We start from the raw sequence: 25920 nt of genomic DNA, 5'->3' as shown, positions 1-25920 counted from the left end.
ATCAGAAAATATTAGCGGGTGCCGTAAACGACGATCGTTTTGCCGTGCGCGGAGATCAAATTCTGATCTTCCAACATTTTCAGAATGCGCCCGACCGTTTCACGCGAGCAGCCAACAATTTGCCCGATTTCCTGACGGGTAATTTTAATTTGCATGCCGTCTGGGTGGGTCATTGCATCGGGTTGTTTCGCCAGGTTGAGTAGCGTCTGAGCAATACGCCCGGTCACATCAAGGAAAGCAAGGTTACCGACTTTCTCTGAAGTCACCTGCAGGCGACGCGCCATCTGAGAAGAGAGGCGCATTAAAATATCTGGATTTACCTGAATTAACTGACGGAATTTCTTGTAAGAAATTTCAGCGACTTCACAGGCTGTTTTCGCCCGAACCCAGGCACTACGCTCCTGACCTTCTTCAAACAGGCCAAGCTCACCGATAAAGTCGCCCTGGTTGAGATAAGAGAGGATCATCTCTTTCCCTTCTTCGTCCTTGATAAGAACGGCGACAGAACCTTTAACGATGTAGTAAAGCGTTTCCGCCTTTTCGCCCTGATGAATCAGGGTGCTTTTGGATGGGTATTTGTGAATATGGCAATGGGACAGGAACCATTCGAGTGTAGGGTCTGTTTGCGGTTTGCCGAGAACCATTCGCGATCATCCTCTATTGTAATCGTGCCCAAAATACAGGGAGGGTAGCCCTGACAGGCGTTGAAATCATCAACCGTTTTCCAGTATGGGAAATTATGTCGGGGAAATATAAGCATCGCCCCGTTTTCGCCTTTATGTGACGAAAAATATTTTCATCTCTGTTTGTAGCACAGCTTTTGCCGACTGTCTTGTGTTGTCTCGCTTCAGCTGCAACGAGGTGGGTCTGGGTTCGGAGGCGATTGCTGTTTGTCAGGGAGAGGCGTACTCTGGCGGCAAATCGACCTCTGGAGTAAGTAACATGCAGGCAAGAGTAAAGTGGGTAGAGGGGCTGACCTTTCTCGGTGAGTCTTCTTCAGGCCATCAGATTATTATGGACGGGAATTCCGGCGATAAAGCGCCAAGCCCAATGGAACTGGTACTGATGTCCGCAGGCGGATGTAGCGCCATCGACGTGGTTTCCATTCTGCAGAAAGGGCGTCATGACGTGAGCAATTGCGAAGTGAAGCTGACCTCAGAACGCCGTGAAGAAGCACCGCGTATTTTCATCCATATTAATCTGCACTTTATCGTCACCGGTAAAGATCTCAGTGATAAAGCGGTAGCGCGGGCGGTGGATCTCTCTGCCGAGAAGTACTGCTCAGTGGCGATTATGCTCGGCAAAGGCGTAGAAATAACCCACAGCTATGAAGTGATTGCGGCTTAAGCCACACCTCGACCTTGCATCAGACGCTGCACCAGCGGCGTCATGATCAGCTCCATTGCCAGCCCCATTTTGCCGCCCGGTACGACCAACGTATTAATGTGCGAGATAAACGAGCCCTGAATCATCGCCAGCAGATAGGGGAAATCAATATCTTCCAGATCGCGGAAATGAATCACGACAAAACTTTCATCCAGTGAGGGGATTTCTCGCGCCGCAAACGGGTTTGAGGTATCGACAGTGGGCACGCGCTGGAAGTTAATGTGCGTGCGCGAGAACTGTGGGGTGATGAAGTTAATGTAGTCTTCCATCGAACGCACCACGGACTCCATCACGGCTTCACGCGAGTGGCCGCGCTCGCTGGTATCGCGGATCAGCTTTTGAATCCACTCCAGGTTAACGATAGGGACGACTCCCACCAGTAAATCCACCTGCCCGGCAACGTCGTGATTCTGTGCGACCACGCCACCATGTAATCCTTCATAAAACAGGACATCGGTGTTTTGCGGGAGCGGCTGCCACGGCGTAAAGGTGCCTGGCACCTGGTTCCAGGGTACGGCTTCATCGTAGGTATGCAGATACTTACGCGATTGTCCCTGACCGCTGCGGCCATATTCGGCGAGTGTGCTTTCCAGTAAGCCGAAGTCGTTGGCCTCTGGGCCGAAATAGCTGATGTGTTTACCCATATCGCGCGCTTTGCGAATCGCCATGTCCATTTCAGGGCGAGTAAAGCGATGGAAGCTATCCCCTTCCAGCGTGGCGGCCTGTAGCTGTAGCTGCTGAAAAATCTTGCGAAAGGCGAGGCTGGTGGTGGTTGTGCCTGCGCCACTGGAACCGGTCACGGCGATAATCGGATGCCTGGCAGACATAAATGGATTCCCTGTTAAGTCAGACGATGTGCATTGTTAACACGAAATGCGGGCGGATGCTATCCGCCACGAAACTCAGAACGCGGCATAATATTGACGCTTTCGTGCAGTTCTGACCACACCAAAACCACCTCACCACTCGCCAACTGGCGACGCACATCATCCACTTTTTGTGTCAGGCTGCGTTCCTGTAAGCCGTAGTCTGTGCCTTCGCGCAGCACAAAGCTTTCGATCAGGTTCGTCAGGGTATCGGGGTCAATTTGTTGCCAGGGAATAATCATGTTGTTGCTTCCAGCCAGGGAGTAAGCCACTGCGGCACCCGCTGTTCTAGCCACATTTGTGGGCGACGCAGGCTACCGCCAACGAAGCCAACGTGGCCGCCGTGAGTGGTGAGTTGATAAGTGGTGCTGGCCGATAGCTGTTCATGGCTGGGGATCACCGCATCGGTCATAAAGGGATCGTCTTTCGCATGAATGATCAGCAGCGGCGTTTCGATCTGCTTGAGCAATGGCATGGCACTGGCACGGCGGTAGTAATCACCAGCATCGACAAAGCCGTGCGCCCGTGAAGTGACCGCATCATCAAAGTCGCGCAGACGGCGGAAGCCTTTAAGTTGCAGCAGGTCCACGGGAAGGGAGTCTGGCCAGGCGCGCAGTTTACGCAGCGCATTTTTTTTCAGCTGAGTCAGCAGGTAATACTGGTAGAAACGCGAGAAGCCGCTCTCCAGTTTAACGCTGCACGGTTCCAGCTCAAGGGGCGCAGAGATGACAACCGCCGCCTCCAGGGGGATATCGCCCCGTTGCTCTCCCAGCAGGCAGGCCAGCATATTGCCACCGAGCGAAACACCAATGGCGGCGGTCGGCACTTCGCCCCAGGTGCTGCGTAGCCAGTTAAGGAAAAAACGCGCGTCTTCGGTTTCACCAGAGTGATAAATACGATTCAGGCGGTTAGGGACGCCGCTACAGCCGCGAAAATGCATCACGACGCTCAGCCACCCCTGCTGCTGACAGGCTTGCATCAGTCCGTGCGCATACGGGCTACGAATGCTGCCCTCCAGGCCATGAAACAGCACCACGCGGGGTTTATGCTTTGCGCCTTGGGGATCTTCACTCCACGCAAGATCAACAAAATCGCCATCTGGCAAGTCGAGCCTTTGCCAGTGTGGTTTAAGATGGACACGACGGCGGAGCAGGCGCGGCAGCAAGGTCTGTAGATGTGGATTGTGCAAGCCGGCGAGTGGTGTAAAATTCACGGCTTCTATGCTGTTCTGATTCATAGCACCTGTAGGCTGGGTTAGGGTGAGGAGCACCCATTTCATGGAATTAAGTCTTTTCTTGTCTATGTTGGGCTTTTTGTGGGTTGCCGCTATTACCCCGGGGCCTAATAATATGTTACTTACGGCCTCTGGTGCCAACTTTGGCTTCCTCCGATCAATCCCGCTAATGATTGGCATCATGATCGGCATGCAGATCATGTTGATGCTGGTTGCCTTCGGCGTTGGCGGTTTGATCTTACTCTATCCCTCATTACACCTGTTTTTGAAAGTCGCGGGTAGTCTTTATCTGCTATGGCTGGCCTGGAAAATTGCAACCGCAGAATACGAAACCCTGGAAGCCGGTACTGGCCCGACCTCGCCAATGCCTTTCTGGCAGGGCGGATTGCTGCAATTAATCAACCCTAAAGCCTGGCTTATGGCATTGGGTGCCGTGGCAAGTTTTAGTCTGACCGGCGATGCCTGGCGTAGTTCGGTTATTGCGATTAGTTTTGCCATGGTGTTGGTGAATCTGGTGGCGGGAATTGCCTGGTTAGGGTTTGGCAGCATGATTGGCCGACTGTTACACAGCCCTCGCGCCTGGCGCGTGTTTAACCTCGCTATGGGGTTATTGACCGCAGCCTGTGTGATTTTAATCTGGCTTTAAGTGCCTGTTTTACTGAGTACTTCGCAGGGTAGGCTCAACTGCCCTGCATATTTCCCCTTTGCCGCCTCTTTTTTGCGCTTTTTGCATGTGTTTTGCTGCCAATGATCTAAGAACTAATTCCTATTAGGGATAATTTTTTATTCCTTTATGAAATTTCTGCCGCTTGTGACACTGCATCCATCATAAGAATCGATGGGGTGAATATCATGGCAGCAACACGTTTGACTCTTCTGGCCGCAGCACTGGCCCTGGTGACACTGCACGCGAACGCGGAAAAAGTAGACGTCACCGTTGCCTACCAAACGTCGGCTGAGCCTGCGAAGGTGGCACAGGCTGATGGCACTTTTGCCAAAGAGAGCGGGGCGAATGTTCAGTGGCGCAAATTCGATAGCGGTGTCGGTGTATTACAGGCGCTGACTTCCGGCGATGTGCAAATTGGTAATATCGGTTCGAGCCCGCTGGCCGTAGCGGCAACGCAGAAGTTACCCATTGAAGCCTTCCTGCTGGCCTCACAGCTTGGCAGTTCTGAAGCTCTGGTCGTGAAGAAGTCGATCACGTCCCCTAAAGACCTTATCGGCAAGAAGATTGCCGTGCCTTTCATCTCCACTTCCCATTACAGCCTGTTGGCCGCCCTGAAGCACTGGGGTATTAAGCCGGGCCAGGTACAGCTGATCAATCTGTTGCCTGCGGCGATCAATGCGGCCTGGCAGCGTGGTGATATCGATGGCGCTTACGTCTGGTCTCCGGCGGTTAATGAGCTGGAGAAAACCGGCAATGTACTCACCGACTCCTCTGAAGTGGGCAAATGGGGTTCCCCAACGCTGGATGTCTGGGTAGTGCGCAAAGATTTCGCGCAGAAGCACCCTGAAGTGGTGACGGCGTTTGCCCGCAGTGCGATTGAGGCACAGCAGGCCTATCTGAATAACCCAGAGGCCTGGCTCAAGCAGCCCGAGTACCTGCAGAAGTTGGCTCGCCTGAGTGGTGTGCCCGAAGCAGACGTCCCTGGGTTGGTGAAAGGCAACACCTATCTGACGGCTGAACAGCAGGTTGAGCAGTTGGGCAAACCGGTGGATAAAGCGATTGTGGATACGGCGCAGTTCCTGAAGGAGCAGGGCAAAGTGCCTGATGCAGCCAGTGATTACAGCCAGTACGTGACCTCACGTTTCGTGGCGCCGCTGATTAAGAAATAAGGGGACGAGTATGCTCAGCATCAACCATCTTAGTGCGCGTTATGCCGGTCAGGCTGCGTTGCAGGATATCAATCTGCAGTTGGGCAACGGTGAACTTATGGTGGTGCTGGGACCGTCCGGATGCGGTAAGACAACCTTGCTGAATCTGATCGCCGGGTTTTTACCGGTGGAGTCCGGCAGCATTACCCTGGAAGGAAAGACGGTTCAGGGGCCAGGAGCAGAGCGTGGGGTGGTATTCCAGAATGAGGGCCTGCTGCCGTGGCGTAATGTGATCGATAACGTTGCCTTTGGACTGCAACTTGCGGGTGTTGGCCGGGCTGAACGTCATCGTACCGCCACGCGGTTGATCAAGCAGGTGGGCCTGGAAGGGGCGGAACAACGTTTTATCTGGCAGTTGTCTGGTGGACAGCGCCAGCGGGTGGGCATTGCTCGTGCGCTGGCGACCGATCCCCAACTGTTGTTGCTGGATGAGCCGTTTGGCGCACTGGATGCATTTACGCGTGAACAGATGCAGACGCTGCTCCTGACTCTGTGGCGCGATAGCGGCAAGCAGATTTTGTTAATTACGCACGACATTGAAGAAGCGGTGTTTCTGGCGAGCGAATTGGTGCTGCTGTCGCCGGGGCCGGGTCGGGTGGCCGAACGTCTGCGTCTGGACTTTGGGCAGCGCTTTGCCGCCGGTGAGCCGTGCCGCAGCATCAAGTCCGATCCGGCATTTATTGAGCGCCGGGAATATGTCCTGAATCAGGTGTTTTCTCAACGTGAGGCGTTCATATGAGTGCGGTAATGGATAAAACCCAGACGGCACGCCGTGGTGTGCGCTGGCCTTTTTCTCGTCAGTTAAGCCTGAGTTTTTTGAGCCTGGCGCTGCTGGTCCTGGTGTGGTGGGCAATTACGGCACTGGGTTTAGTGGCCCCGATTTTCTTGCCGCCACCGCAGCAGGTGTTGGCGAAATTGTATATGGTCGCCAGCCCACAGGGCTTTATGGATGCCACGCTATGGCAGCATCTTTCCGCCAGCCTGTTTCGTATGGTGATTGCCTTGCTGGCCGCCGCGCTGATTGGGGTGCCCGTGGGGATTGCGATGGGCCTGAGCCCGACCATTCGCGGTTTACTTGATCCATTAATTGAGCTGTACCGCCCGGTGCCGCCACTGGCGTATTTACCGCTGATGGTGATCTGGTTTGGCATTGGCGAAACATCGAAGATTTTACTGATTTATCTGGCGATTTTTGCGCCGGTGACGTTATCCACCCTGGCGGGCGTCAAGAATGCCCAGCAGGTACGCATTCGTGCTGCCCGTGCTTTGGGTGCCAGCCGCTGGCAGGTATTACGCTTTGTGATTTTACCCGGCGCACTGCCGGAGATCCTGACCGGATTACGCATTGGGTTGGGGGTAGGTTGGTCAACCCTGGTGGCTGCTGAACTGATAGGTGCAACGCGTGGGTTAGGTTTTATGGTGCAGTCAGCCGGTGAGTTTCTCGCGACCGATGTGGTCCTGGCGGGCATCCTGGTGATTGCTGTTATCGCAATTACGTTAGAGTTGGGGCTGCGAGCGTTACAGCGCCGTTTGACCCCGTGGAATGGAGAGCAGCAATGAGTGAGAAAGTATCTCTGACCGCGCTGGGCCCGCACATCGGCGCTCAGGTGAATGATTTGGATTTGAGCCGCCCGTTAAGCGATGCTCAGTTTGAGCAGCTCTATCATGGCTTGTTACGTCATCAGGTGCTGTTTCTGCGTGACCAGACGTTAACACCGCAGCAGCAGCGTGCTTTCGCTGCCCGGTTTGGCGATCTGCATATCCATCCTATCTATCCCCATGCCGAAGGCGTGGAGGAGATTATCGTGTTGGATACCGATGACAATAATCCCCCCGACAACGATAACTGGCACACCGATGTGACATTTATCAATACGCCTCCGGCGATTGCCGTGTTGGCTGCCCGGCTGCTGCCCGAGAACGGCGGCGATACGCTGTGGGCCAGCAATATTGCGGCCTACAACGCGCTGTCTGAGCCGTTCAAGACGTTGCTGAATGGCTTGCAGGCAGAGCACGATATTCGTAAGTCGTTCCAGGAATATAAGTACCGTAAAACCGAGGCGGAGCGTCAGCGTTTGCAACTTGCGGTGGATAAGAACCCGCCAGTGACACATCCGGTGATTCGTACTCACCCGGTGAGTGGTAAGAAAGCGTTGTTTGTAAACGAAGGATTTACCACCCGGATTGTGGGTCTGAGTCAAAAAGAGAGCGAGGCGATTCTGAATTTCCTGTTTGCGCACATTACTAAACCTGAGTTTCAGGTGCGTTGGCGCTGGCGTGAAGGGGATGTCGCTATCTGGGATAACCGTATTACGCAGCATTACGCCACCGCAGATTACTCTCCAGCGCGCCGTATCATGCACCGCGCAACGGTGCTGGGCGATACGCCATTTTGATTTATCCGCACGATATATTCCCTCTCCCTTTGGAGAGGGAAAACCTAAAGCATCACTCCGCAGCCAGCATGGCTTCGAGCTGTTCTTGCGCATCCAGCCATGCCATTTCAGTCTCTTCCAGAGACGATTTGGCACTGGCCTGAAGCTGCAACGCCTGCGCGAGATCGGCTTTGCGCGCTTGTTCATAAATGGCGCTGTCAGAAAGCTGCTGCTCGGCATCATTCAACTGGCTCTGCCATTTTGCCATCTGCTTCTCCAGCTTCTCGATCTCTTTGCGCAACGGCTGGGTCTGCGCGCGTAACTCGGCATCACGGCGTTTCTGATCTTTACGTGCCTGAGCGCTGTTGGCGTTATCCTGGCGTGGGGCTGCATCCTGTTGCGCCTGCTGCTTCTGCAAATCACTCAGCCACTGCTGATAATCTTCCAGATCGCCCTCGAACATATCGACCTTGCCATCATGCACCAGATACAAGTCGTCGGTGGTGGCACGCAACAGATGACGATCGTGCGAGACCACAACCAAAGCACCTTCGAAATCAATCAACGCTTCGGTCAGTGCCTGGCGCATATCCAGATCGAGGTGGTTGGTCGGTTCATCCAGTAACAGCAGGTTTGGCCGCTGCCAGACGATCAATGCCAGCACCAGGCGGGCCTTCTCACCACCGGAGAAACGCTCGGTCACTTCATTGACTTTATCGGACTGGAAGCCAAAGCCGCCGAGGTAATCGCGCAGCTGCTGCTCCAGAACCTTCGGTGCAATACGGGCAAGATGCTGCAACGGCGTTTCATCCGCACGTAAAAACTCAAGCTGATGCTGAGCGAAGTAGCCGAGCTTAATACCTTTTGCCAGACCCGTCTCACCTTTCAGCGGGGCTAACTCTCCCGCTAACAGTTTGATCAGCGTCGATTTACCTGCGCCGTTACGGCCTAACAGACCAATGCGCGAACCTGGCACCAAATTCAGCTTAATGGCATCAAGAATAATTCGCTCGCCATAACCGGCGGTCACCTTCTCCATTTTCAGCAATGGGCTGGGTAAACTCTCTGGGGCGCGGAAACTAAAACTAAACGGGTTATCTACGTGTGCTGGTGCAATCAACTCCATCCGCTCCAGCATCTTGATACGGCTTTGTGCCTGTTTCGCTTTTGACGCCTTGGCGCGGAAACGGTCAATATAACTCTGGAGATGCGCCACCTTCTCCTGCTGCTGGGCAAACAATGCCTGCTGCTGGGCCAGTTTTGCGACACGCTGACGTTCAAATGAACTGTAATTGCCCGTGTATTCAACCATCGTTTGCTGTTCGATATGTAGAATCTTATCGACAACCGGATCGAGAAAATCGCGATCGTGGGAAATCAGGATCAGCGTGCCGGTGTAGTTATTCAGCCAGCGCTCCAGCCAGATAACGGCATCGAGATCGAGGTGGTTAGTCGGTTCATCGAGCAGTAGCAAATCTGAACGGCAAATCAGAGCTTGTGCCAGGTTCAGACGCATACGCCAGCCACCGGAAAAATCACTCACCGGGCGTTGGAGTTGTTCATTACTGAAACCCAGACCGTGTAACAGGCTGGAGGCACGAGCATGAATACTCCACGCCTGAATAGCCTCCAGCTTACCGTGCAGCAGGGCGATGGCATTGCCATTATTTTCTGCATTTGCGTGGGCTAATTCGGATTCCAACTGACGAAATTCGCGATCGCCGTCGATAACATACTCTAACGCAGCTTTACTCAGTGCTGGCGTCTCCTGGTTAACCCAGGCCAATGCCCAGTTAGCAGGAAAAGAGAAACTACCGGCATCACTGCTGATTTCATTTTTAAGCAAGGCCAGCAGCGTCGATTTACCGCAGCCATTTTTACCGACCAGGCCAACTTTTTGCCCTGGATTGATCGTGGCGGAGGCGTTATCGAGCAGGACGCGAGTGCCACGGCGAATTTGTAACGAGGAGAAGACAATCATAAGCGCCGCATAGTCAGAATATGTTAATTTACACGCACCATAATAATACCCGCCAGAAATCACGCTCCGGGCGCGTTGGCTTGCTTTACTTAATCCCGACTCTTTCAGGGATTTGCTGCCTCGCCGCTTTCCTGCAGCGTGAACTATTGGGGTACAGATAAATACTGCGTCGAGCATGGTAGCGGAAAAGTCGCGCCGTGACGACGCCCTGGAAGGGGAAGCTATGCCGCAGCCACCAAAAATCCTGCTGCTTTACGCCCATCCGGAATCACAGGATTCGATTGCAAATCGGGTTTTGCTGCAACCGGCAATGGGGCTGGAGCACGTTACTGTGCACGATCTCTATGCACACTATCCCGACTTCTTTATTGATGTTCACCATGAACAACAGCTGCTGCGTGAGCATGACATTATTGTGTTTCAGCACCCGCTCTATACCTACAGCTGTCCGGCTTTGCTCAAAGAGTGGCTGGACCGCGTCTTGTCGCGCGGCTTTGCCAGCGGCACTGACGGGAATGCGCTAGCGGGCAAATACTGGCGCAGCGTCATCACGACCGGGGAACCGGAAACGGCGTATCATCAGGATGGCCTGAATCGCTACCCGATGACGGAAGTCATGCGCCCGTTTGAACTTACCGCGCAGATGTGTCGTATGCACTGGATGACGCCGATGGTGATCTACTGGGCACGGCGACAGCAGCCGGAAGTCATGAAAAACTTTGCGAGCGCCTATGGCGACTGGCTCTCATCTCCACTGCCCCAGGGAGGCGTGTAATGGAAGGACAAACGTTACTTACGGCCGGGGTGATCTATCTGGTTGCTGCGGTTCTGATTGTGCCAGTGGCAGCGCGATTGGGGATTGGCGCCGTGCTGGGCTATCTGCTGGCGGGCATCGCTATCGGCCCGTGGGGGCTGGGCTTTATTAGTGATGTGGAAGAGATTCTGCACTTCTCCGAGCTTGGCGTGGTGTTCCTGATGTTTATCATCGGACTGGAACTTAACCCCTCGAAGCTTTGGGCACTAAGACGTTCCATTTTTGGCGTGGGTGCCGCGCAGGTAATCATTTCGGCAGCGTTGCTTGGGGTAATTCTCTGGCTCAGCCATTTTGCCTGGCAGGCCGCGGTGATTGGCGGTATCGGACTGGCAATGTCCTCGACGGCGATGGCGCTGCAACTGATGCGCGACAAAGGCATGAACCGCAGTGAATCGGGCCAGCTTGGCTTCTCGGTACTGCTGTTCCAGGATTTGGCCGTGATTCCCGCATTGGCGCTGGTGCCGCTGCTGGCGGGTGGAGACAATGGCCAGTTCGACTGGATGAAACTGGGGATGAAAGTGCTGGCCTTTGCTGGCATGTTGGTGGGAGGGCGCTATCTGTTACGTCCTATCCTGCGCTACATCGCTGCTTCTGGCGTGCGTGAAGTCTTCACGGCAGCCGCACTGCTGCTGGTATTGGGTTCGGCGCTGTTTATGGACGCTCTTGGGCTTTCCATGGCGCTGGGAACATTTATCGCAGGCATCCTGTTGGCGGAAAGCGAATACCGCCATGAGCTGGAAGTCGCAATTGAACCGTTTAAAGGCCTGCTGCTTGGACTGTTCTTTATCTCGGTTGGCATGGCGTTAAACCTGGGCGTGCTCTATACCCACATCGTGGAAATTCTGGTGGGTGTGCTGCTGCTGGTCGTGGTGAAAACGCTGGTGCTGTACGTCCTTGCACGCATTTATGGCATGCGCAGTTCTGAGCGTTTGCAGTTTGCCGGGGTACTGAGTCAGGGGGGCGAGTTTGCCTTTGTACTGTTCTCGGCTGCTTCTTCGGTCAAACTGTTTACTGGCGACCAACTCCCGCTGCTGTTAGTGACCGTCACGCTCTCAATGATGACCACGCCGCTGGTCATGCAGGGCATCGATCGCATTTTGGCGCGCCGCTTCAATGAAACGGAAGACAGCGATGAGAAACACTATGTGGAAGATGATGCACCGCAGGTGATTGTGGTCGGCTTTGGCCGTTTCGGTCAGGTCGTTGGGCGCTTGCTCATGGCGAATAATACCCGTATTACCGTACTGGAACGTGACATCAGTGCGGTTAGCCTGATGCGCAAGTACGGCTATAAGGTCTATTATGGGGACGCGACTGAACTGGAATTGCTGCGGGCAGCGGGCGCTGCAACCGCTCAGTCTATCGTGATCACCTGTAATGAACCGGAAGACACCATGAACATCGTGCATCTGTGCCAACAGCATTTCCCACAGTTGCAGATCATGGCGCGGGCGCGCGGTCGTGTGGAGGCGCATGAGCTTCTGCAGGCCGGGGTTCAGCAGTTCACGCGTGAAACCTTCTCCAGTGCGCTGGAGCTGGGCCGTAAAGCGCTTATTTCTCTGGGTATGCACCCACATCAGGCGCAGCGGGCACAGCTGCACTTCCGTCGCCTGGATATGCGTATGCTGCGTGAACTGGTGCCAAATCATGGCGACAGCGTTCAAGTCTCGCGTGTGCGTGAGGCAAGACGCGAGCTGGAGGATATCTTCCAGCGGGAAATGCAGCACGAAAAACGCCAGCTTGATGGCTGGGACGATGAGTAATGTACAGATCCTGCTATCGCAAGATAGCAGGTCACCCTTTCGGACAGAGCAAAATGCGTAAACGTTTTATTGCCGGTGCGGTATGCCCGCAGTGTCAGCAGAAAGATACTCTGGCACTGTGGCGTGAAAATAATGTCGATGTGGTTGAGTGTGTTAAGTGCGGCCACCAGATGCGTGAAGCGGACAAACAGGCGAAAAGCCAGGTTCGGGAAAACGAGCAGGTTATTGGCATTTTCCATCCTGAGTAGCGGAATCCCGCACCTTTTTTTAAGCTTAAACTTACAGCGGGATTGAATTCCGCTACAATCGGCGCCATTACGCTGAGGTGGCGAGGCGCTGTTCCTCAGTTTCGAACCTTTCTGGTTGGTGTTATTGCACGCAAGAATAGACCAATGAGGCGGGGTTATCGGTTCTCAACGGTTAGGAGATATCATGAAAGTAGCAAAAGACCTGGTAGTAAGCCTGGCCTATCAGGTACGTACAGAAGACGGTGTGTTGGTTGATGAGTCTCCGGTGAGTGCACCGCTGGATTATCTGCACGGTCATGGTTCCCTGATTTCTGGTCTGGAAAAAGCGCTGGAAAATCATGTAGTAGGCGATAAGTTTGACGTGCATATCACTGCAAACGACGCTTACGGCCAGTATGATGACAACCTGGTACAGCGCGTACCAAAAGATGTCTTCATGGGTGTAGATGAACTGCAAGTGGGCATGCGTTTCCTGGCGGAAACCGATCAGGGTCCAGTTCCAGTAGAAATCACCGAAGTGGAAGATGAGCACGTTGTTGTCGATGGCAACCACATGCTGGCGGGTCAGGACCTGAACTTCAACGTTGAAGTTGTCGCGATCCGTGAAGCCACGGCTGAAGAACTGGCTCACGGCCACGTTCACGGTGCCGACGGCCATCATCACGACCACGATCACGACCATGACCATGACCACGGTCAAGGCGGTTGTGGTACCGGTGGTTGTGGCTGCAGCCACTAATACCTTTGCACCACGCTTATTTAGCGTAGCTGCCTGAAATCCCGGACATTGTGCCGGGATTTTTTATTTTCTGACGATAGTGTGACAATTTATTAAATGTTTTATTAATTTGTTATTCTCAATCCTGCGTGTATATTTTCTATATCGGTGTATTCTTGTTACATCGGCCAGGATAAAGCTGGCTTTTACATCTTACTTCTCAAGTCTTTCTCTCAATTTTTGATGTGTGTTTACTCGAAACCTCCTAAAAAGACCGGTAAAAAAGCGAGTTTATTGACGATCCACACAAAATGTTTTTAACTTCCTTGCATTGCTCCAGAACTGAACGCCAAAAAATTAACGTAGTTTAGCCTGTACAGGGATATTAAATGCTCACTGTAAATAAACTCGTGTCCGCTGATTTAGACAGCGAAGAACTTATTCAGGAACATGTTCGCTACCGTGGTAAACATGTTGCTTTAGTGGTGCCTTGTCATAATGAGTCAACCACTATCTATCAAGTAGTTAGTGAATTCAGAACGGCCATGCCGGAGCTGGATATCTGGGTATTTGATAATCTCTCAACCGATAACACCCGTGAACAGGCACAGGCTGCTGGTGCCACGGTGATTGCGGTTAACGAGAAAGGCAAAGGCAATGTCGTGCGTCGCATGTTTGCCGAGGTCAATGCCGATGTTTACGTGATGGTCGATGGCGATGCCACCTATGAAGCGCGTGCGATCCACAAGCTGGTGGATAAGCTGATAGATGACCGCCTCGATATGGTGGTTGGCTGCCGTCGGGTAGCCGCCGAGATTGCCGAAAAGGCCTATCGGCCAGGGCACCAGTTTGGTAATAAGCTCCTTACCACCAGCGTGACCAAAATCTTTGGTGGGCGCTTCACGGATATGCTCTCTGGCTACCGTGCATTTACCCGTCGTTATGCTAAGTCTTTCCCGGCGCTGGCGCGTGGTTTCGAAACGGAAACTGAGCTGACGGTACATGCGCTGGAACTGCGAATGCCCTATGGTGAAGTGACTACGGTTTACGGCGAACGTCCCGAAGGCTCGGAAAGCAAGCTCTCCACCTATAAAGACGGCGTGCGTATCCTTGCCACGATTATTCGACTGTTCATGCGCGAAAAGCCGCTGTTCTTCTTCGGCATGATTTCCCTGCTGTTCTTTATTGTCTCACTGGGGCTGTTTCTACCCGTATTGGCGCAATACTTTAGTACCGGTCTGGTACCGCGTCTGCCCACCGCAGTGCTTTCGGCGGTGTTAATGCTGGCAGGGTTCTTATCGCTGGCGTGTGGACTGATTCTGGATAACGTCACCATTGGGCGTCAGGAGAACAAACGTCTGTTCTACTTATCAACTTCGAATCGTGACTTCTGATGAAGCAGCTGCTGCTAGAGGCGTTTAAATTTGGCGTGGTTGGCGTCGTCGGATTTGTGGTAGACACCGGTGTGCTGTACCTGCTGAAAGGGGCGTTAGGACTTTATTACGCCAGAGTGATTTCGTTTATCTGTGCGGTGATCGCAACCTGGCTGCTTAATCGCGCATTTACCTTTGCTCAGGCACAGGTTTCACAGCGGCGCAGTAAAGAGTTTCTGCTCTATTTTCTGTTTATGTGTCTTGGTGGCGTAATTAATATTGGCTGCTACATGATCGTCATAAATTACTTCTCTCTGGCGCACAGTTGGCCCGTTATTGCGGTGGCAGTAGGCAGTATTGCCGGGATGTTTTCAAACTTCTTCATGTCCAGGACCTTTATCTATAAGCGCATTGCCGTCAGTTAAAAGGGATATAACATGACCCAGACTATTTCACCGCTACGTGGACTGCTCGCGGTTATCGTCGTTTATCTGCTGTTTTTTCTTATTTCGCTGGCAAAACCGCCCTTAAGTTCTCCCGATGAAATTAACCACTTTTCACGTAGCGCCGCACTGGCACAGGGCGAGTGGGTACTGAATGGTGAACCGAATACCGGTGGCAGCATTGATCAGGGTGCTGAGAAAGCGAACAATTTGTACAGTGAGATCGCGAATACTTACCAGCCACAAAATTTCACTGATTACATCGCACAGCTCAAGCAGGTCCCCTTCACCGGCAGTACCGCATTCCATGCGATGCCTAATGTCTCTTATTACTTGCCGCTATTCTATGCACCGGCAGCCATTGCGTTGAAGATCGGTGAACTCTCCGGGCTAAACTTCTGGTATGCCTATCAACTCGCGGCCATTTTTACTTTTACCGTTTCTCTGGCGTTGATTGTATGGGCGTGGCGTATCTATCCGATCCCACCGCTGGCGTGGGTCGTCATGTTACTGCCGATGTCACTGTATCAGCTATTTTCACCCACGATTGATGGCCTGGGATTGAGCCTTGCTCTACTGGCGATGTCCTGCTTTATGCGGCTTAACAGCGATACCGAGAAACCATTGAGTGGGCGCTATCTCCTTCTGCTCAGCGTGGCGCTAACGCTGCTGTTGTGTAGCAAAATTAACCTGCTCCCCATGGTCCTGCTGCCGCTGTGGCTGTGGTGGCAACAACGGCGTGCTATCCACCTGGTAGCGACTGCTCTGATCACGCTGATTGCGCTGGCCTGGACGCTGTATACCCTGAAAAATACCCATAACACCCTGGTCACGCTGCATCCGGGGATTGAAGCTCCGGCCATGATTAAGTACTACATCCAACATCCGCTGCAAGTGGCGACAATCTTCTTGCACACGTTTGCCAATATAAAATCCATGGCGATGATCTTCATCAGCTTTATTGGCATTCTCGGCGCGTTAGATGCGCCGGTGCGTGTCTCGCTGATTGTGATTTTCGCGTTGATTTTTGCGCTGGCGTTGGTGGTGACCGTCTTTAAAGGGAAGTTAATTGCTCAGCGCAGTAGCGGGGTATTGTTGATTGTCGTTGTGCTCTCTTCGGTGATCCTGATCTACCTTGCGATGCTGGCTCAATGGTCACCTTTCCCCACGCAGGAGATCGTTGGCGTTCAGGGGCGTTATTTCTTTATTCCGACCGTGGTACTGGCTTATGCGTTTAACGGAAACTATCGGCTGCCGCAGAAAGTACCGGTGCTGATTTTGCTTGGGCTGCTTTCGGTAGGTACCATCTACCTCGCGTTACACGACCGCTACAGCAGTGATATCAGCAACAGTAACCGGGTGATTTACCACTCAACCAACAAGTATTTCCGCTGGTAGCAGAGTGCGCCGCCGTCTTGCGGCGGCGCACAACATCATCCAACCACCGTGTGATTCCGCTTTACAGTCAGTCAGTTGACTGACTGTCTACCCCCGCTTTGTCGTGTTCAGGATCAGTTGTTTTCTCCTGCTGATTAGCTAACTGTTCATCTAACAGATATTTATAGGTTGATGAAAGATAAAAACCGTATAACACCACACTAATCGTCAGTACCAAGCTAAATAGCGTATATAAAGAGACGGGTTGACCTGTTACGTATTCGAGTAATATTTTCAGGCTGCTCCCAATGCCGTAAAGAAAACAGAGCGCGCGCTTAAACCGGGTGGATCTTATCTCACGCTGTAGAGTTTTCTGCGGTTTATTCACTTCGGGGGTGAGATTTTTCTGTCTATTAGGCATTGTTTACTCTTTTTTATGGGGTGGATCATAATTGTGACCATTAAACGATAACAAACTTTGATATCGGGCTTGGTCTTGTATAAGGTGCGTGTAGTTAATGGTGCTATGTGCCAATGGCTAACGGGCTATAGTGCTGGCATTTTTATCTCATGGTTGGTGAGAAGGGATTTTGTATGAGGTGTGTAGCGTGAATGCATTTGAGTATGAGCAAAAATTATTGGATAACGGTTTTAGTGGAAAAGATATTGCCGTTATCCGGCAACATCTTTATGATGGGGGTTGCAACTATAATGCTGCTTTGAAAGCTCTTCGATTGAGATTTTTTGTTTGCACCATCCTTATTTTCATTATATTGCTTGGCTTTACAAGCAGCTATCTGGATGAAAAAGATTTCATTACGTACTCTCTTTCTTCTTTTTTTGTTATTTTTCTTTTTGTTTGTTTTAATCCAATGGTTCTGGGCTTAAGGGTTTTCTTCTTTTTGAGGCGCTGTAGTCTCTGAAATTTTACTATTAATGTTGTAGAGTGCGATAGTATGTGTTCCCGCTTCTAAAGCAGCATCTGTTTTTGACATGCGCTTAAATCCACGAATGTAATCTTGCGGGACATAGTAGAAAAGCTTAGGTGTATTTGCTTTTAAAGACAATCTCAGCATCCCATAACCAGACAGTCCCATGCTCATCATATTATATACAATCTCACCTGAACTCCCGTCAAATCCTAAAAACTGAGCTCCCTCAATGTATTTTTTCTTTGTAAAGCCAATGTTATCTTCCCGGCCAGAGGTGATATTTTTTAACCCCTCATAGGCGTCATTAGCTCCATGCAATGTGAGCATAGCGCCATAAAGCATTCCAACAGGATTCAGCGTGACCGAAGAACCAAACAGTACTCCAAAGCCAATGACTATTTGTAATCCACCAGCAACAATGCCAAACCCATCAATTAAGTAAGATAAAATGCCTTTTTCTACAACAAGCTTTGCTGATACGTGTAATGCAACCTCGCCACTTGTCAGCATCTGGTCCTGCTGTATCAGATACGCTTTTTCTTGTTGAATATCATTCAGACACGCCTGGAACTCATCTTCAGTTTTCGCGTAACTGAGTTTATTTAATTGTTCTCGTATAAATAAGCTGATCTCATCCTGAAACTGCATTCGTACAAATCCGTCTTTAAGATGCATCAGTGATGCGCTATTTGCGACGCGGCTCAACTCTTTCGCTTCTGCATTTGCCATAGCGCGATAATAATTGGATAATCGATTCTGCTGCCAGTAATTGTCCATGGTCTTTCCTTGTGGATATTGGGTGGCGCAGAAGAAAACCATAAATGACTTTCTATGTATAGCTATAATTTTATTTCAGTTGAATGATCTCTCATTGTTTAAATGTCGCTGTGAAAATATTAAGGAGTTATTGTGATCATGGACATGTTTTTGCGCATTGATGGAATTCAAGGCGAGTCGCAAAATGACAAACATAAAGGCTGGGTTGATATTGAGTCTTATAGTTGGGGTGCTGTGCAGTCAACCAATTTAGCGCTAGGAAGTGGTGGCGGGGTGGGAAAGGTGCAATATAAAGATCTAACGGTAACCGCTAATTTAGATAAGGCCACGCCTGCCATCTCCCACTTTTTATCCAGCGGGAAACATATTCCCAAAGTAGAGCTTTCTTTGTGCAAAGCTGGAGGGCAGCAGATGGAGTATTATCGTATTACGCTGGAAAATGCCATGCTCACACATGTGATGCATAACGCGTTTCATAATAGCGATAGCCCTAAAATCAGCTATCAGTTTCAGGCTGAACGGGTAAAACAGAGTTACTGGGAGCAGACCACATCCGGCGGTAAAGGCGCAGAAACACAATCTGGCTGGAATATAAAACAGAATAAGGCATTGTAAGTGCTAAATAAGCTGAACCGCTAAAAATGTGTTCAGCTTAGTAGGCGGGTTGAATCAGTAATGTGGCGGTGGCGTCTCTTCTGACTGAGAAGCAATCATCGACGGTGCTGTCGATTTCACTTTCTCCAGCAGCAAACGCATCTGCTCACGCATGCGGCTCATTTCCAGTTCGTGTTGCACTACCGTGTTATTGAGTTGATCGATGGTCAACTCCTGAAAGGCTAACTTACTCTCCAGCGCTTCCAGACGCTGCTCCCACTCTGGTTGTTGCATGACTTCTCCTCGTATCAGGTGTCTCACTTACGACATGAGTGCGATTGTACGCAGTCTTCCAACACAGATTCATCTGGTTTTTATGCAGGCGTTGGCCTGGAGGGCTTGAAAAACGTGCCTTACGTTATCATCTCTGGTGAAACTTCCTGATGCAAAAAAGGTCGGAGGTTAACCAGGTAATTACCCTGCGGGAGTGTTCGCCACTGCCGCGTACCGTTATAGTGTGGGCCTCAGGTTCCGCAATGATTCCCGAGGTCACAGGCTTCGGTTTTGGAGAAAGGATGAAATCACTGTTTAAAGTCACATTGTTAGCGACCACCCTGGCGGTAGCGATGAACGCATCGCTGGCTACAGCGGCAGAAGCCACTGCAACCCCTACTGCGGATGCACCAGCTGCGGCGGCTGCGCCACAGGCACCAAAGAATGCTGCTTTCAAAAATGAAGATCAGCAATCTGCCTATGCACTGGGTGCTTCACTGGGTCGCTACATGGACAACTCACTGAAGGAACAGGAAAAACTGGGCATCACTCTGGATAAACAGCAGCTGATCGCTGGTGTACAGGATGCTTTCGGTGGTAAGAGCAAACTCTCTGATGAAGAGATCGAACAGACTCTGCAAGCCTTCGAAGCCCGCGTAAAAGGCGCAGCTCAGGCTAAGCAGGAAAAAGACGCTAAAGAGAACGCAGACAAAGGCGCAGCATATGCAGCCAAGTTCGCTAAAGAAAAAGGCGTGAAGAAAACCGAAAGCGGTTTGCTGTACCAGGTAGAGAAAGAAGGGACTGGCGAAGCGCCGAAAGACAGTGACACTGTAGTTGTGAACTACAAAGGTACTCTGACTGACGGTACTGAGTTTGATAACTCTTACACCCGTGGTGAGCCACTGTCATTCCGTCTGGATGGCGTGATCCCAGGCTGGACCGAAGGCCTGAAGCACGTTAAGAAAGGCGGAAAAATCAAGCTGGTAATTCCACCACAGTTGGCCTACGGCGCTAATGGCGTTCCTGGTATTCCAGCTAACTCTACTCTGGTGTTTGAAGTTGAGCTGCTGGACATCAAGCCAGCACCAAAAGCTGACGCAAAAACTCAGGCTCCAGCTGCTGCGGATAAAAAAGCCCAGTAAGTCAGAGCGCTGTTTTAGCTGCTTATCCGGCTAACTGCCAAGCGGGGCAGGGTTAACTGCCCCGTTATTTCTCTTCCTGCCAGATGTTCGACTAGCCATCACGATCCCCGGTCACTCTTTGTTATTTTGATGTGCATCCAGCCAACCCCTTTTCGTTGCTTCTCCCTGATAAAGCTCTGGAATATGCGCACGACATTTGCCAGACTAATGCCCGCACAATTATCTGAATCATGAGTCTGCCCTGCGCTGAGACAGGCTCCAGCCATTTAGGGTGATCTTCTTGATGTCGAATCCGTTTAATCCCGGTGAACCGGGCGATTTTGATTTGCTGGATCAACGACCGTTTGCTGCCAGTGACTTTGATATTCTTAAGTCTTATGAGGCAGTCGTCGATGGGCTAGCGATGCTGATCGGCTCGCATTGCGAAATTGTCCTGCACTCCCTGGAAGACCTGAAATGCTCTGCGGTACGGATCGCCAATGGTGAACATACCGGGCGTAAAGTCGGCTCGCCAATTACTGATTTGGCACTACGAATGCTGCACGACATGCACGGTGCTGACAGCAACGTCTCACGCGCTTACTTCACTCGGGCGAAAAGTGGCGTGTTGATGAAGTCAGTGACGATTGCCATTCGTAATCGCGATCAGCGTGTAATTGGTCTGCTGTGTATCAATATGAACCTTGATGTGCCTTTCTCGCAGATCATGTCCACGTTTATGCCACCAGAAATGCAGCAGGTTGATTCGAGCGTTAACTTTGCCAGTTCGGTAGAGGACCTGGTTACACAAACTCTCGAGTTCACCATTGAAGAAGTCAGCGGCGATCGCAGTGTATCCAACAATGCTAAGAACCGGCAGATTGTGCTTAACCTGTATGAAAAAGGTATTTTTGATATCAAAGATGCGATCAACCAGGTTGCAGACCGCCTGAATATCTCCAAACATACGGTCTATCTCTACATCCGCCAGTTTAAAAGCGATGATGCCCAGGAGTAGCTAAGGTGATGCGCTATACCTTGTTGGTTACCGGTCCGGCTTACGGCACACAGCACGCCAGCAGTGCGCTGTTGTTTGCTCGCGCCTTAATCGCAGCAGGGCATCAGTTGGAGAGCGTGTTTTTTTATCGTGAAGGGGTGCTAAATGCGAATCAGCTCACCGCGCCGGCCAGCGATGAAGTGGATCTGGTACGTGAGTGGCAAGCACTGCACCAGGAGCAGGGCGTTGCCCTGAACATCTGTGTCGCAGCAGCACTGCGTCGCGGTGTGACAGATGAGCAAGAAGCCGCTCGTCTGGCTCTGGCGGGTGCAAACTTGCAGCCTGGTTTTGTGTTTAGCGGTTTGGGTGCACTGGCTGAGGCCGCCTTAAGCTGCGATAGACTGGTACAGTTCTGATGAATAGTGTGGCATTTATCTTTACTCAGGCACCTCATGGCAGCAGTGCTGGACGGGAAGGGCTGGACGCCGTGCTGGCTACCGCTGCACTTAGCGAAGATGTAGGCCTGTTTTTCATCGGTGATGGTGTGTTGCAACTGATTCCGGGCCAACAACCTGCTACCATTCTGGCACGTGACTATATTGCGACGTTTGGCGTATTGGCGTTATACGACATTGAGCAGTGCTTTGTTTGTCTTGAGTCTCTTCAGGCCCGTGGCTTCTCTGCTGACTCAGATCGGGTGCTGGAAGCGGAAGTGCTGGCCGCCAGTGCGTTACGCGCTAAACTCGACAGCTACGACCGAATTCTGCGCTTTTAAGGCCACGAGATGCTACATACCTTGATGCAATCACCCTGGCAGAGCGATCTTGATAGCCTGCTGTTGTTACTACAGCCGGGTGATGATTTGATCCTGCTACAGGATGGCGTGACCGCTGCCCTGCAAGGTAGTGCGCCATTAGCACGTCTGCTTGCTAGTGCAGCAACTGTCTACGTGTTGCAGGAAGATGTGACCGCACGCGGTCTCATTGCTCAAATTTCAACCGAAGTGCAACGGGTCGACTATACTGGATTCGTTGCATTAACGGCTGGTCACCCAAAACAAATGACCTGGTAATGCTGGAAAGCCTGGTTATTTCTTGACACCCTTTTGACTCAGCCCTAAAATTCTGCGTCCTCGTACTCTTACGAGGCGATTTATTACGTGTTTACGAAGCAAAAGCTAAACCCAGGAGCTATTTAATGGCAACAGTTAACCAGCTGGTTCGCAAACCACGCGTACGCAAAGTTGCAAAGAGCAACGTGCCTGCGCTGGAAGCTTGCCCGCAGAAACGTGGCGTATGTACTCGTGTGTACACCACCACCCCTAAAAAACCAAACTCCGCACTGCGTAAAGTTTGCCGTGTGCGTTTGACCAACGGTTTTGAAGTTACCTCCTACATCGGTGGTGAAGGTCACAACCTGCAGGAACACTCAGTGATCCTGATCCGTGGCGGTCGTGTTAAAGACTTGCCAGGTGTGCGTTACCACACCGTTCGTGGCGCGCTGGACTGCTCAGGTGTTAAAGACCGTAAGCAGGCTCGCTCCAAGTATGGTGTGAAGAAGCCAAAGGCTTAATGGTTCTCCGTTAAGTAAGGCCAAACGTTTTAACCTAAATGTCAAACTTAACTCGTAGAGTTTTGGACAATCCTGAATTAACAACGGAGTATTTCCATGCCACGTCGTCGCGTCATTGGTCAGCGTAAAATCCTGCCAGATCCTAAGTTCGGATCAGAATTGCTGGCTAAATTTGTAAATATCCTGATGGTAGACGGTAAGAAGTCTACTGCAGAATCAATCGTTTATACCGCTCTTGAGACCCTGGCTCAGCGCTCTGGTAAAAACGAACTGGAAGCATTTGAAGTAGCCCTGGACAACGTCCGCCCAACCGTGGAAGTTAAATCTCGCCGCGTTGGTGGTTCTACTTATCAGGTTCCAGTTGAAGTACGTCCGGTTCGTCGTAATGCTCTGGCAATGCGTTGGATCGTTGAAGCTGCTCGTAAACGCGGTGATAAATCAATGGCTCTGCGCCTGGCGAACGAACTTTCTGATGCTGCGGACAATAAAGGTACCGCAGTTAAGAAACGTGAAGACGTTCACCGTATGGCAGAAGCCAACAAGGCGTTCGCTCACTACCGCTGGTAACAGTTACGTAGTTGTTGTTCAACCAGCGGGCGCTCAAACAGCCAACCCGCTGGGGTCGACTAACTTTGAACGTCCGAAAAACCGAGGAATAAAATGGCTCGTAAAACACCCATTGCTCGCTACCGTAACATCGGTATCAGTGCGCACATCGACGCCGGTAAGACTACTACTACCGAACGCGTTCTGTTCTACACCGGTGTAAACCACAAAATCGGTGAAGTACACGACGGCGCAGCAACCATGGACTGGATGGAGCAGGAACAGGAACGTGGTATTACCATCACTTCCGCTGCAACCACCTGTTACTGGTCTGGTATGGCTAAGCAGTTCGAACCACACCACGTAAACATCATCGACACCCCAGGACACGTTGACTTCACCATCGAAGTAGAACGTTCTATGCGTGTTCTTGATGGCGCGGTAATGGTTTACTGTGCAGTTGGTGGCGTTCAGCCACAGTCTGAGACCGTATGGCGTCAGGCTAACAAATATAAAGTTCCACGCATCGCGTTCGTTAACAAAATGGACCGCATGGGTGCTAACTTCCTGAAAGTTGTTAACCAGATGGAAGTTCGTCTGGGTGCAACTCCAGTTCCTCTGCAGCTGGCTATCGGCGCAGAAGAGAAATTCACCGGTGTTGTTGACCTGGTGAAAATGAAAGCAATCAACTGGAACGACGAAGACCAAGGTGTAACCTTCGTCTACGAAGATATCCCAGCTGATATGCAGGAACTGGCTGAAGAATGGCGCGCGAAGCTGGTTGAAGCCGCTGCTGAAGGCTCTGATGAGCTGATGGAGAAATTCTTCGGTGGTGAAGAACTGACTGAAGAAGAGATCAAAACATCTCTGCGTAAGCGTGTTCTGAACAACGAAATCATCCTGGTAACCTGTGGTTCTGCATTTAAGAACAAAGGTGTTCAGGCGATGCTGGATGCAGTTGTTGAATATCTGCCAGCACCGACTGACGTTACCGCGATTAACGGTATGCTGGACGACGGTAAAGACACTCCGGCTGTTCGTCACTCAGACGACAGCGAGCCGTTTGCTGCGCTGGCGTTCAAAATCGCAACCGACCCGTTCGTTGGTAACCTGACCTTCTTCCGCGTTTACTCTGGTGTTGTTAACACTGGTGACACCGTGTACAACCCGGTTAAGTCAAACCGTGAGCGTCTGGGCCGTATCGTTCAGATGCACGCTAACAAGCGTGAAGAGATCAAAGAAGTTCGTGCGGGCGACATCGCAGCTGCGATCGGCCTGAAAGATGTGACCACTGGTGACACCCTGTGTGACCCAGATAACGTCATCATCCTTGAGCGCATGGAATTCCCAGAGCCGGTTATCTCTATCGCCGTTGAGCCGAAAACCAAAGCTGACCAGGAAAAAATGGGTCTGGCTCTGGGTCGTCTGGCGAAAGAAGACCCGTCATTCCGCGTATGGACTGACGAAGAATCTAACCAGACTATCATCGCTGGTATGGGTGAACTGCACCTCGACATCATCGTTGACCGCATGAAGCGTGAATTCAACGTTGAAGCGAACGTCGGTAAACCTCAGGTTGCTTACCGTGAAGCTATCCGTAACAAAGTTACTGATATCGAAGGTAAACACGCCAAGCAGTCTGGTGGTCGTGGTCAGTATGGTCATGTTGTTATCGACATGTACCCACTGGAGCCGGGTTCTAACCCTAAAGGTTACGAATTCGTCAACGACATCAAAGGTGGTGTGATTCCTGGTGAATACATCCCTGCGGTTGACAAAGGTATCCAGGAGCAGCTGAAATCTGGTCCACTGGCCGGTTATCCGGTAGTAGATCTGGGTGTTCGTCTGCACTTCGGTTCATACCATGACGTTGACTCCTCAGAACTGGCGTTTAAACTGGCTGCTTCTATTGCGTTTAAAGACGGCTTTAAGAAAGCAACTCCAGTACTGCTTGAACCTATCATGAAGGTTGAAGTAGAAACTCCAGAAGAGAACACTGGTGACGTCATCGGTGACCTTAGCCGCCGTCGTGGTATGCTGAAAGGTCAGGAATCTAACGCTACTGGCGTTGAGATTCACGCTGAAGTTCCGCTGTCTGAAATGTTCGGATATGCTACTCAGCTGCGTTCTCTGACTAAAGGCCGTGCTTCTTACTCCATGGAGTTCCTGAAGTACGATGATGCGCCGAACAACGTCGCTCAGGCCGTTATTGAAGCTCGTAGCAAATAAGCTACGGTTTAAAATTGTTAATTGATGCCTTCACGGTTCGTGAAGGCATAACGTAAGGAATTATCGCCATGGCGAAAGAGCAATTTCAACGTACTAAACTGCACGTAAACGTTGGCACCATCGGTCACGTTGACCACGGTAAAACCACTCTGACTGCAGCTATCACCACTGTTCTGGCTAAAACCTACGGTGGCCAGGCTAAGAAATTCGATCAGATCGATAGCACCCCAGAAGAAAAAGCTCGTGGTATCACCATCAACACCGCACACGTTGAGTATGAAACCCCAACTCGTCACTATGCACACGTTGACTGCCCAGGCCACGCCGACTATGTGAAAAACATGATCACCGGTGCTGCGCAGATGGACGGCGCGATCCTGGTTGTTGCTGCAACTGATGGCCCAATGCCACAGACTCGTGAGCACA

Annotated in this window: 32 protein-coding genes; 24 read left to right on the top strand and 8 right to left on the bottom strand. The window is 51.4% G+C overall.

Going from position 1 to position 25920, the window contains the following annotated elements:
• Positions 1-11 precede the first annotated feature (11 nt).
• Positions 12-644 carry a cAMP-activated global transcriptional regulator CRP gene (gene crp / locus F3J40_RS21760; protein ID WP_000242758.1) on the bottom strand — a complete coding sequence of 211 codons (633 nt, stop codon included), beginning with the start codon at positions 642-644 and terminating at the stop codon, positions 12-14.
• 298 nt (positions 645-942) lie between these two features.
• Between crp and F3J40_RS21755 the strand changes: the two genes are divergently transcribed.
• The gene (locus F3J40_RS21755) at positions 943-1347 is read left to right on the top strand and encodes an OsmC family protein (RefSeq protein WP_167018000.1); all 405 of its coding nucleotides are present in this window, start codon (positions 943-945) and stop codon (positions 1345-1347) included.
• Here the strand turns inward: F3J40_RS21755 and F3J40_RS21750 are convergent.
• From F3J40_RS21750 to F3J40_RS21740, 3 genes are read right to left on the bottom strand one after another with little or no spacing between them, the layout of a single operon-like run.
• A complete protein-coding gene (locus F3J40_RS21750; RefSeq protein ID WP_167017998.1) occupies positions 1344-2213 on the bottom strand; it encodes a phosphoribulokinase in 870 nt (289 codons plus the stop codon). The two genes, F3J40_RS21755 and F3J40_RS21750, sit on opposite strands and share 4 nt — an antisense overlap.
• Positions 2214-2272: 59 nt before the next feature.
• Complete coding sequence (locus tag F3J40_RS21745) at positions 2273-2494, bottom strand: YheU family protein (protein WP_017350033.1); 222 nt, start codon at positions 2492-2494, stop codon at positions 2273-2275.
• Complete coding sequence (locus tag F3J40_RS21740; protein WP_017350034.1) at positions 2491-3489, bottom strand: hydrolase; 999 nt, start codon at positions 3487-3489, stop codon at positions 2491-2493. The genes F3J40_RS21745 and F3J40_RS21740 overlap by 4 nt, the downstream gene beginning before the upstream one ends.
• 40 nt (positions 3490-3529) lie before the next feature.
• Here F3J40_RS21740 and F3J40_RS21735 point away from each other — a divergent pair, with 40 nt between their 5' ends.
• The 5 genes from F3J40_RS21735 to tauD all read left to right on the top strand — a co-directional run bounded on the left by F3J40_RS21735 (position 3530) and on the right by tauD (position 7757).
• The gene (locus tag F3J40_RS21735; RefSeq protein ID WP_026042886.1) at positions 3530-4132 is read left to right on the top strand and encodes a LysE family translocator; all 603 of its coding nucleotides are present in this window, start codon (positions 3530-3532) and stop codon (positions 4130-4132) included.
• A 206-nt stretch (positions 4133-4338) separates the two neighbouring features.
• A complete protein-coding gene (gene tauA, locus F3J40_RS21730) occupies positions 4339-5322 on the top strand; it encodes a taurine ABC transporter substrate-binding protein (protein ID WP_167017996.1) in 984 nt (327 codons plus the stop codon).
• Between the two features lie 10 nt (positions 5323-5332).
• Positions 5333-6100, top strand: a complete 768-nt coding sequence (gene tauB, locus F3J40_RS21725) for a taurine ABC transporter ATP-binding subunit (protein WP_017350038.1) — start codon at positions 5333-5335, stop codon at positions 6098-6100.
• Positions 6097-6921, top strand: coding sequence for a taurine ABC transporter permease TauC (tauC, locus tag F3J40_RS21720; RefSeq protein ID WP_167017994.1), 825 nt, complete (start codon positions 6097-6099; stop codon positions 6919-6921). The genes tauB and tauC overlap by 4 nt, the downstream gene beginning before the upstream one ends.
• Positions 6918-7757 (top strand): taurine dioxygenase, encoded by an 840-nt coding sequence (gene tauD, locus F3J40_RS21715; RefSeq protein WP_167017992.1) that lies wholly within the window; start codon positions 6918-6920, stop codon positions 7755-7757. The genes tauC and tauD overlap by 4 nt, the downstream gene beginning before the upstream one ends.
• 52 nt (positions 7758-7809) lie before the next feature.
• Here the strand turns inward: tauD and F3J40_RS21710 are convergent, their stop codons facing one another.
• Positions 7810-9717: an ABC transporter ATP-binding protein gene (locus tag F3J40_RS21710; RefSeq protein ID WP_026042887.1), complete on the bottom strand. Its 1908-nt coding sequence runs from the start codon at positions 9715-9717 to the stop codon at positions 7810-7812.
• Positions 9718-9940: 223 nt separating this feature from the next.
• Between F3J40_RS21710 and kefG the strand changes: the two genes are divergently transcribed.
• The 7 genes from kefG (at position 9941) to F3J40_RS21675 (ending at position 16474) form a co-directional block, all read left to right on the top strand.
• Positions 9941-10492 (top strand): glutathione-regulated potassium-efflux system ancillary protein KefG, encoded by a 552-nt coding sequence (kefG, locus tag F3J40_RS21705; protein WP_017350042.1) that lies wholly within the window; start codon positions 9941-9943, stop codon positions 10490-10492.
• A complete protein-coding gene (kefB, locus tag F3J40_RS21700; protein WP_167017990.1) occupies positions 10492-12294 on the top strand; it encodes a glutathione-regulated potassium-efflux system protein KefB in 1803 nt (600 codons plus the stop codon). The genes kefG and kefB overlap by 1 nt, the downstream gene beginning before the upstream one ends.
• Before the next feature lie 53 nt (positions 12295-12347).
• Positions 12348-12542, top strand: coding sequence for a YheV family putative zinc ribbon protein (locus tag F3J40_RS21695; RefSeq protein WP_026042888.1), 195 nt, complete (start codon positions 12348-12350; stop codon positions 12540-12542).
• Positions 12543-12726: 184 nt separating this feature from the next.
• On the top strand, positions 12727-13281 hold the full coding sequence (gene slyD / locus F3J40_RS21690) for a peptidylprolyl isomerase (protein ID WP_167017988.1): 555 nt from the start codon (positions 12727-12729) through the stop codon (positions 13279-13281).
• 368 nt (positions 13282-13649) lie between these two features.
• Positions 13650-14654 carry a glycosyltransferase gene (locus F3J40_RS21685; RefSeq protein ID WP_205297482.1) on the top strand — a complete coding sequence of 335 codons (1005 nt, stop codon included), beginning with the start codon at positions 13650-13652 and terminating at the stop codon, positions 14652-14654.
• The gene (locus tag F3J40_RS21680) at positions 14654-15058 is read left to right on the top strand and encodes a GtrA family protein (protein ID WP_017350047.1); all 405 of its coding nucleotides are present in this window, start codon (positions 14654-14656) and stop codon (positions 15056-15058) included. The genes F3J40_RS21685 and F3J40_RS21680 overlap by 1 nt, the downstream gene beginning before the upstream one ends.
• Positions 15059-15070: 12 nt before the next feature.
• On the top strand, positions 15071-16474 hold the full coding sequence (locus F3J40_RS21675) for a DUF2142 domain-containing protein (RefSeq protein ID WP_167017986.1): 1404 nt from the start codon (positions 15071-15073) through the stop codon (positions 16472-16474).
• Between the two features lie 67 nt (positions 16475-16541).
• Here F3J40_RS21675 and F3J40_RS21670 read toward each other — a convergent pair whose 3' ends face one another.
• Positions 16542-16874 carry a hypothetical protein gene (locus F3J40_RS21670; RefSeq protein ID WP_167017984.1) on the bottom strand — a complete coding sequence of 111 codons (333 nt, stop codon included), beginning with the start codon at positions 16872-16874 and terminating at the stop codon, positions 16542-16544.
• A gap of 187 nt (positions 16875-17061) precedes the next feature.
• Between F3J40_RS21670 and F3J40_RS21665 the strand changes: the two genes are divergently transcribed.
• Entirely contained in the window at positions 17062-17376 is a 315-nt protein-coding gene (locus tag F3J40_RS21665; RefSeq protein ID WP_167017982.1) for a hypothetical protein, read from the top strand.
• Here F3J40_RS21665 and F3J40_RS21660 read toward each other — a convergent pair.
• Positions 17338-18162, bottom strand: coding sequence for a DUF4225 domain-containing protein (locus F3J40_RS21660; protein ID WP_167017980.1), 825 nt, complete (start codon positions 18160-18162; stop codon positions 17338-17340). The two genes, F3J40_RS21665 and F3J40_RS21660, sit on opposite strands and share 39 nt — an antisense overlap.
• Positions 18163-18300: 138 nt before the next feature.
• Here F3J40_RS21660 and F3J40_RS21655 point away from each other — a divergent pair, with 138 nt between their 5' ends.
• Positions 18301-18777, top strand: coding sequence for an Hcp family type VI secretion system effector (locus F3J40_RS21655; RefSeq protein WP_205297481.1), 477 nt, complete (start codon positions 18301-18303; stop codon positions 18775-18777).
• 54 nt (positions 18778-18831) lie between these two features.
• Here the strand turns inward: F3J40_RS21655 and F3J40_RS21650 are convergent, their stop codons facing one another.
• On the bottom strand, positions 18832-19050 hold the full coding sequence (locus F3J40_RS21650) for a SlyX family protein (RefSeq protein ID WP_017350052.1): 219 nt from the start codon (positions 19048-19050) through the stop codon (positions 18832-18834).
• 281 nt (positions 19051-19331) lie between these two features.
• Between F3J40_RS21650 and fkpA the strand changes: the two genes are divergently transcribed.
• From fkpA to F3J40_RS21605, 9 genes are all read left to right on the top strand, one after another.
• On the top strand, positions 19332-20171 hold the full coding sequence (gene fkpA, locus F3J40_RS21645; RefSeq protein ID WP_026042890.1) for an FKBP-type peptidyl-prolyl cis-trans isomerase: 840 nt from the start codon (positions 19332-19334) through the stop codon (positions 20169-20171).
• A 283-nt stretch (positions 20172-20454) separates the two neighbouring features.
• Entirely contained in the window at positions 20455-21168 is a 714-nt protein-coding gene (locus F3J40_RS21640; RefSeq protein WP_167017976.1) for a helix-turn-helix transcriptional regulator, read from the top strand.
• An 8-nt stretch (positions 21169-21176) separates the two neighbouring features.
• Entirely contained in the window at positions 21177-21563 is a 387-nt protein-coding gene (gene tusD, locus F3J40_RS21635; protein WP_167018143.1) for a sulfurtransferase complex subunit TusD, read from the top strand.
• On the top strand, positions 21563-21922 hold the full coding sequence (tusC, locus tag F3J40_RS21630) for a sulfurtransferase complex subunit TusC (RefSeq protein ID WP_167017974.1): 360 nt from the start codon (positions 21563-21565) through the stop codon (positions 21920-21922). The genes tusD and tusC overlap by 1 nt, the downstream gene beginning before the upstream one ends.
• Before the next feature lie 9 nt (positions 21923-21931).
• Positions 21932-22219 (top strand): sulfurtransferase complex subunit TusB, encoded by a 288-nt coding sequence (gene tusB / locus F3J40_RS21625; protein ID WP_167017972.1) that lies wholly within the window; start codon positions 21932-21934, stop codon positions 22217-22219.
• Positions 22220-22344: 125 nt separating this feature from the next.
• Complete coding sequence (gene rpsL, locus F3J40_RS21620; RefSeq protein WP_003852912.1) at positions 22345-22719, top strand: 30S ribosomal protein S12; 375 nt, start codon at positions 22345-22347, stop codon at positions 22717-22719.
• A gap of 96 nt (positions 22720-22815) precedes the next feature.
• The gene (gene rpsG / locus F3J40_RS21615) at positions 22816-23286 is read left to right on the top strand and encodes a 30S ribosomal protein S7 (protein ID WP_017350059.1); all 471 of its coding nucleotides are present in this window, start codon (positions 22816-22818) and stop codon (positions 23284-23286) included.
• Between the two features lie 93 nt (positions 23287-23379).
• Positions 23380-25494, top strand: coding sequence for an elongation factor G (gene fusA / locus F3J40_RS21610; RefSeq protein WP_017350060.1), 2115 nt, complete (start codon positions 23380-23382; stop codon positions 25492-25494).
• 68 nt (positions 25495-25562) lie between these two features.
• Positions 25563-25920: GTP-binding protein (locus tag F3J40_RS21605; protein ID WP_240155577.1), on the top strand; the 358-nt coding region annotated here is incomplete at its 3' end.

Source organism: Candidatus Pantoea multigeneris (assembly GCF_011752615.1).
Taxonomy (GTDB): Bacteria; Pseudomonadota; Gammaproteobacteria; order Enterobacterales; family Enterobacteriaceae; genus Pantoea; species Pantoea multigeneris.
This window is presented reverse-complemented; position numbering and strand designations above follow the sequence as displayed.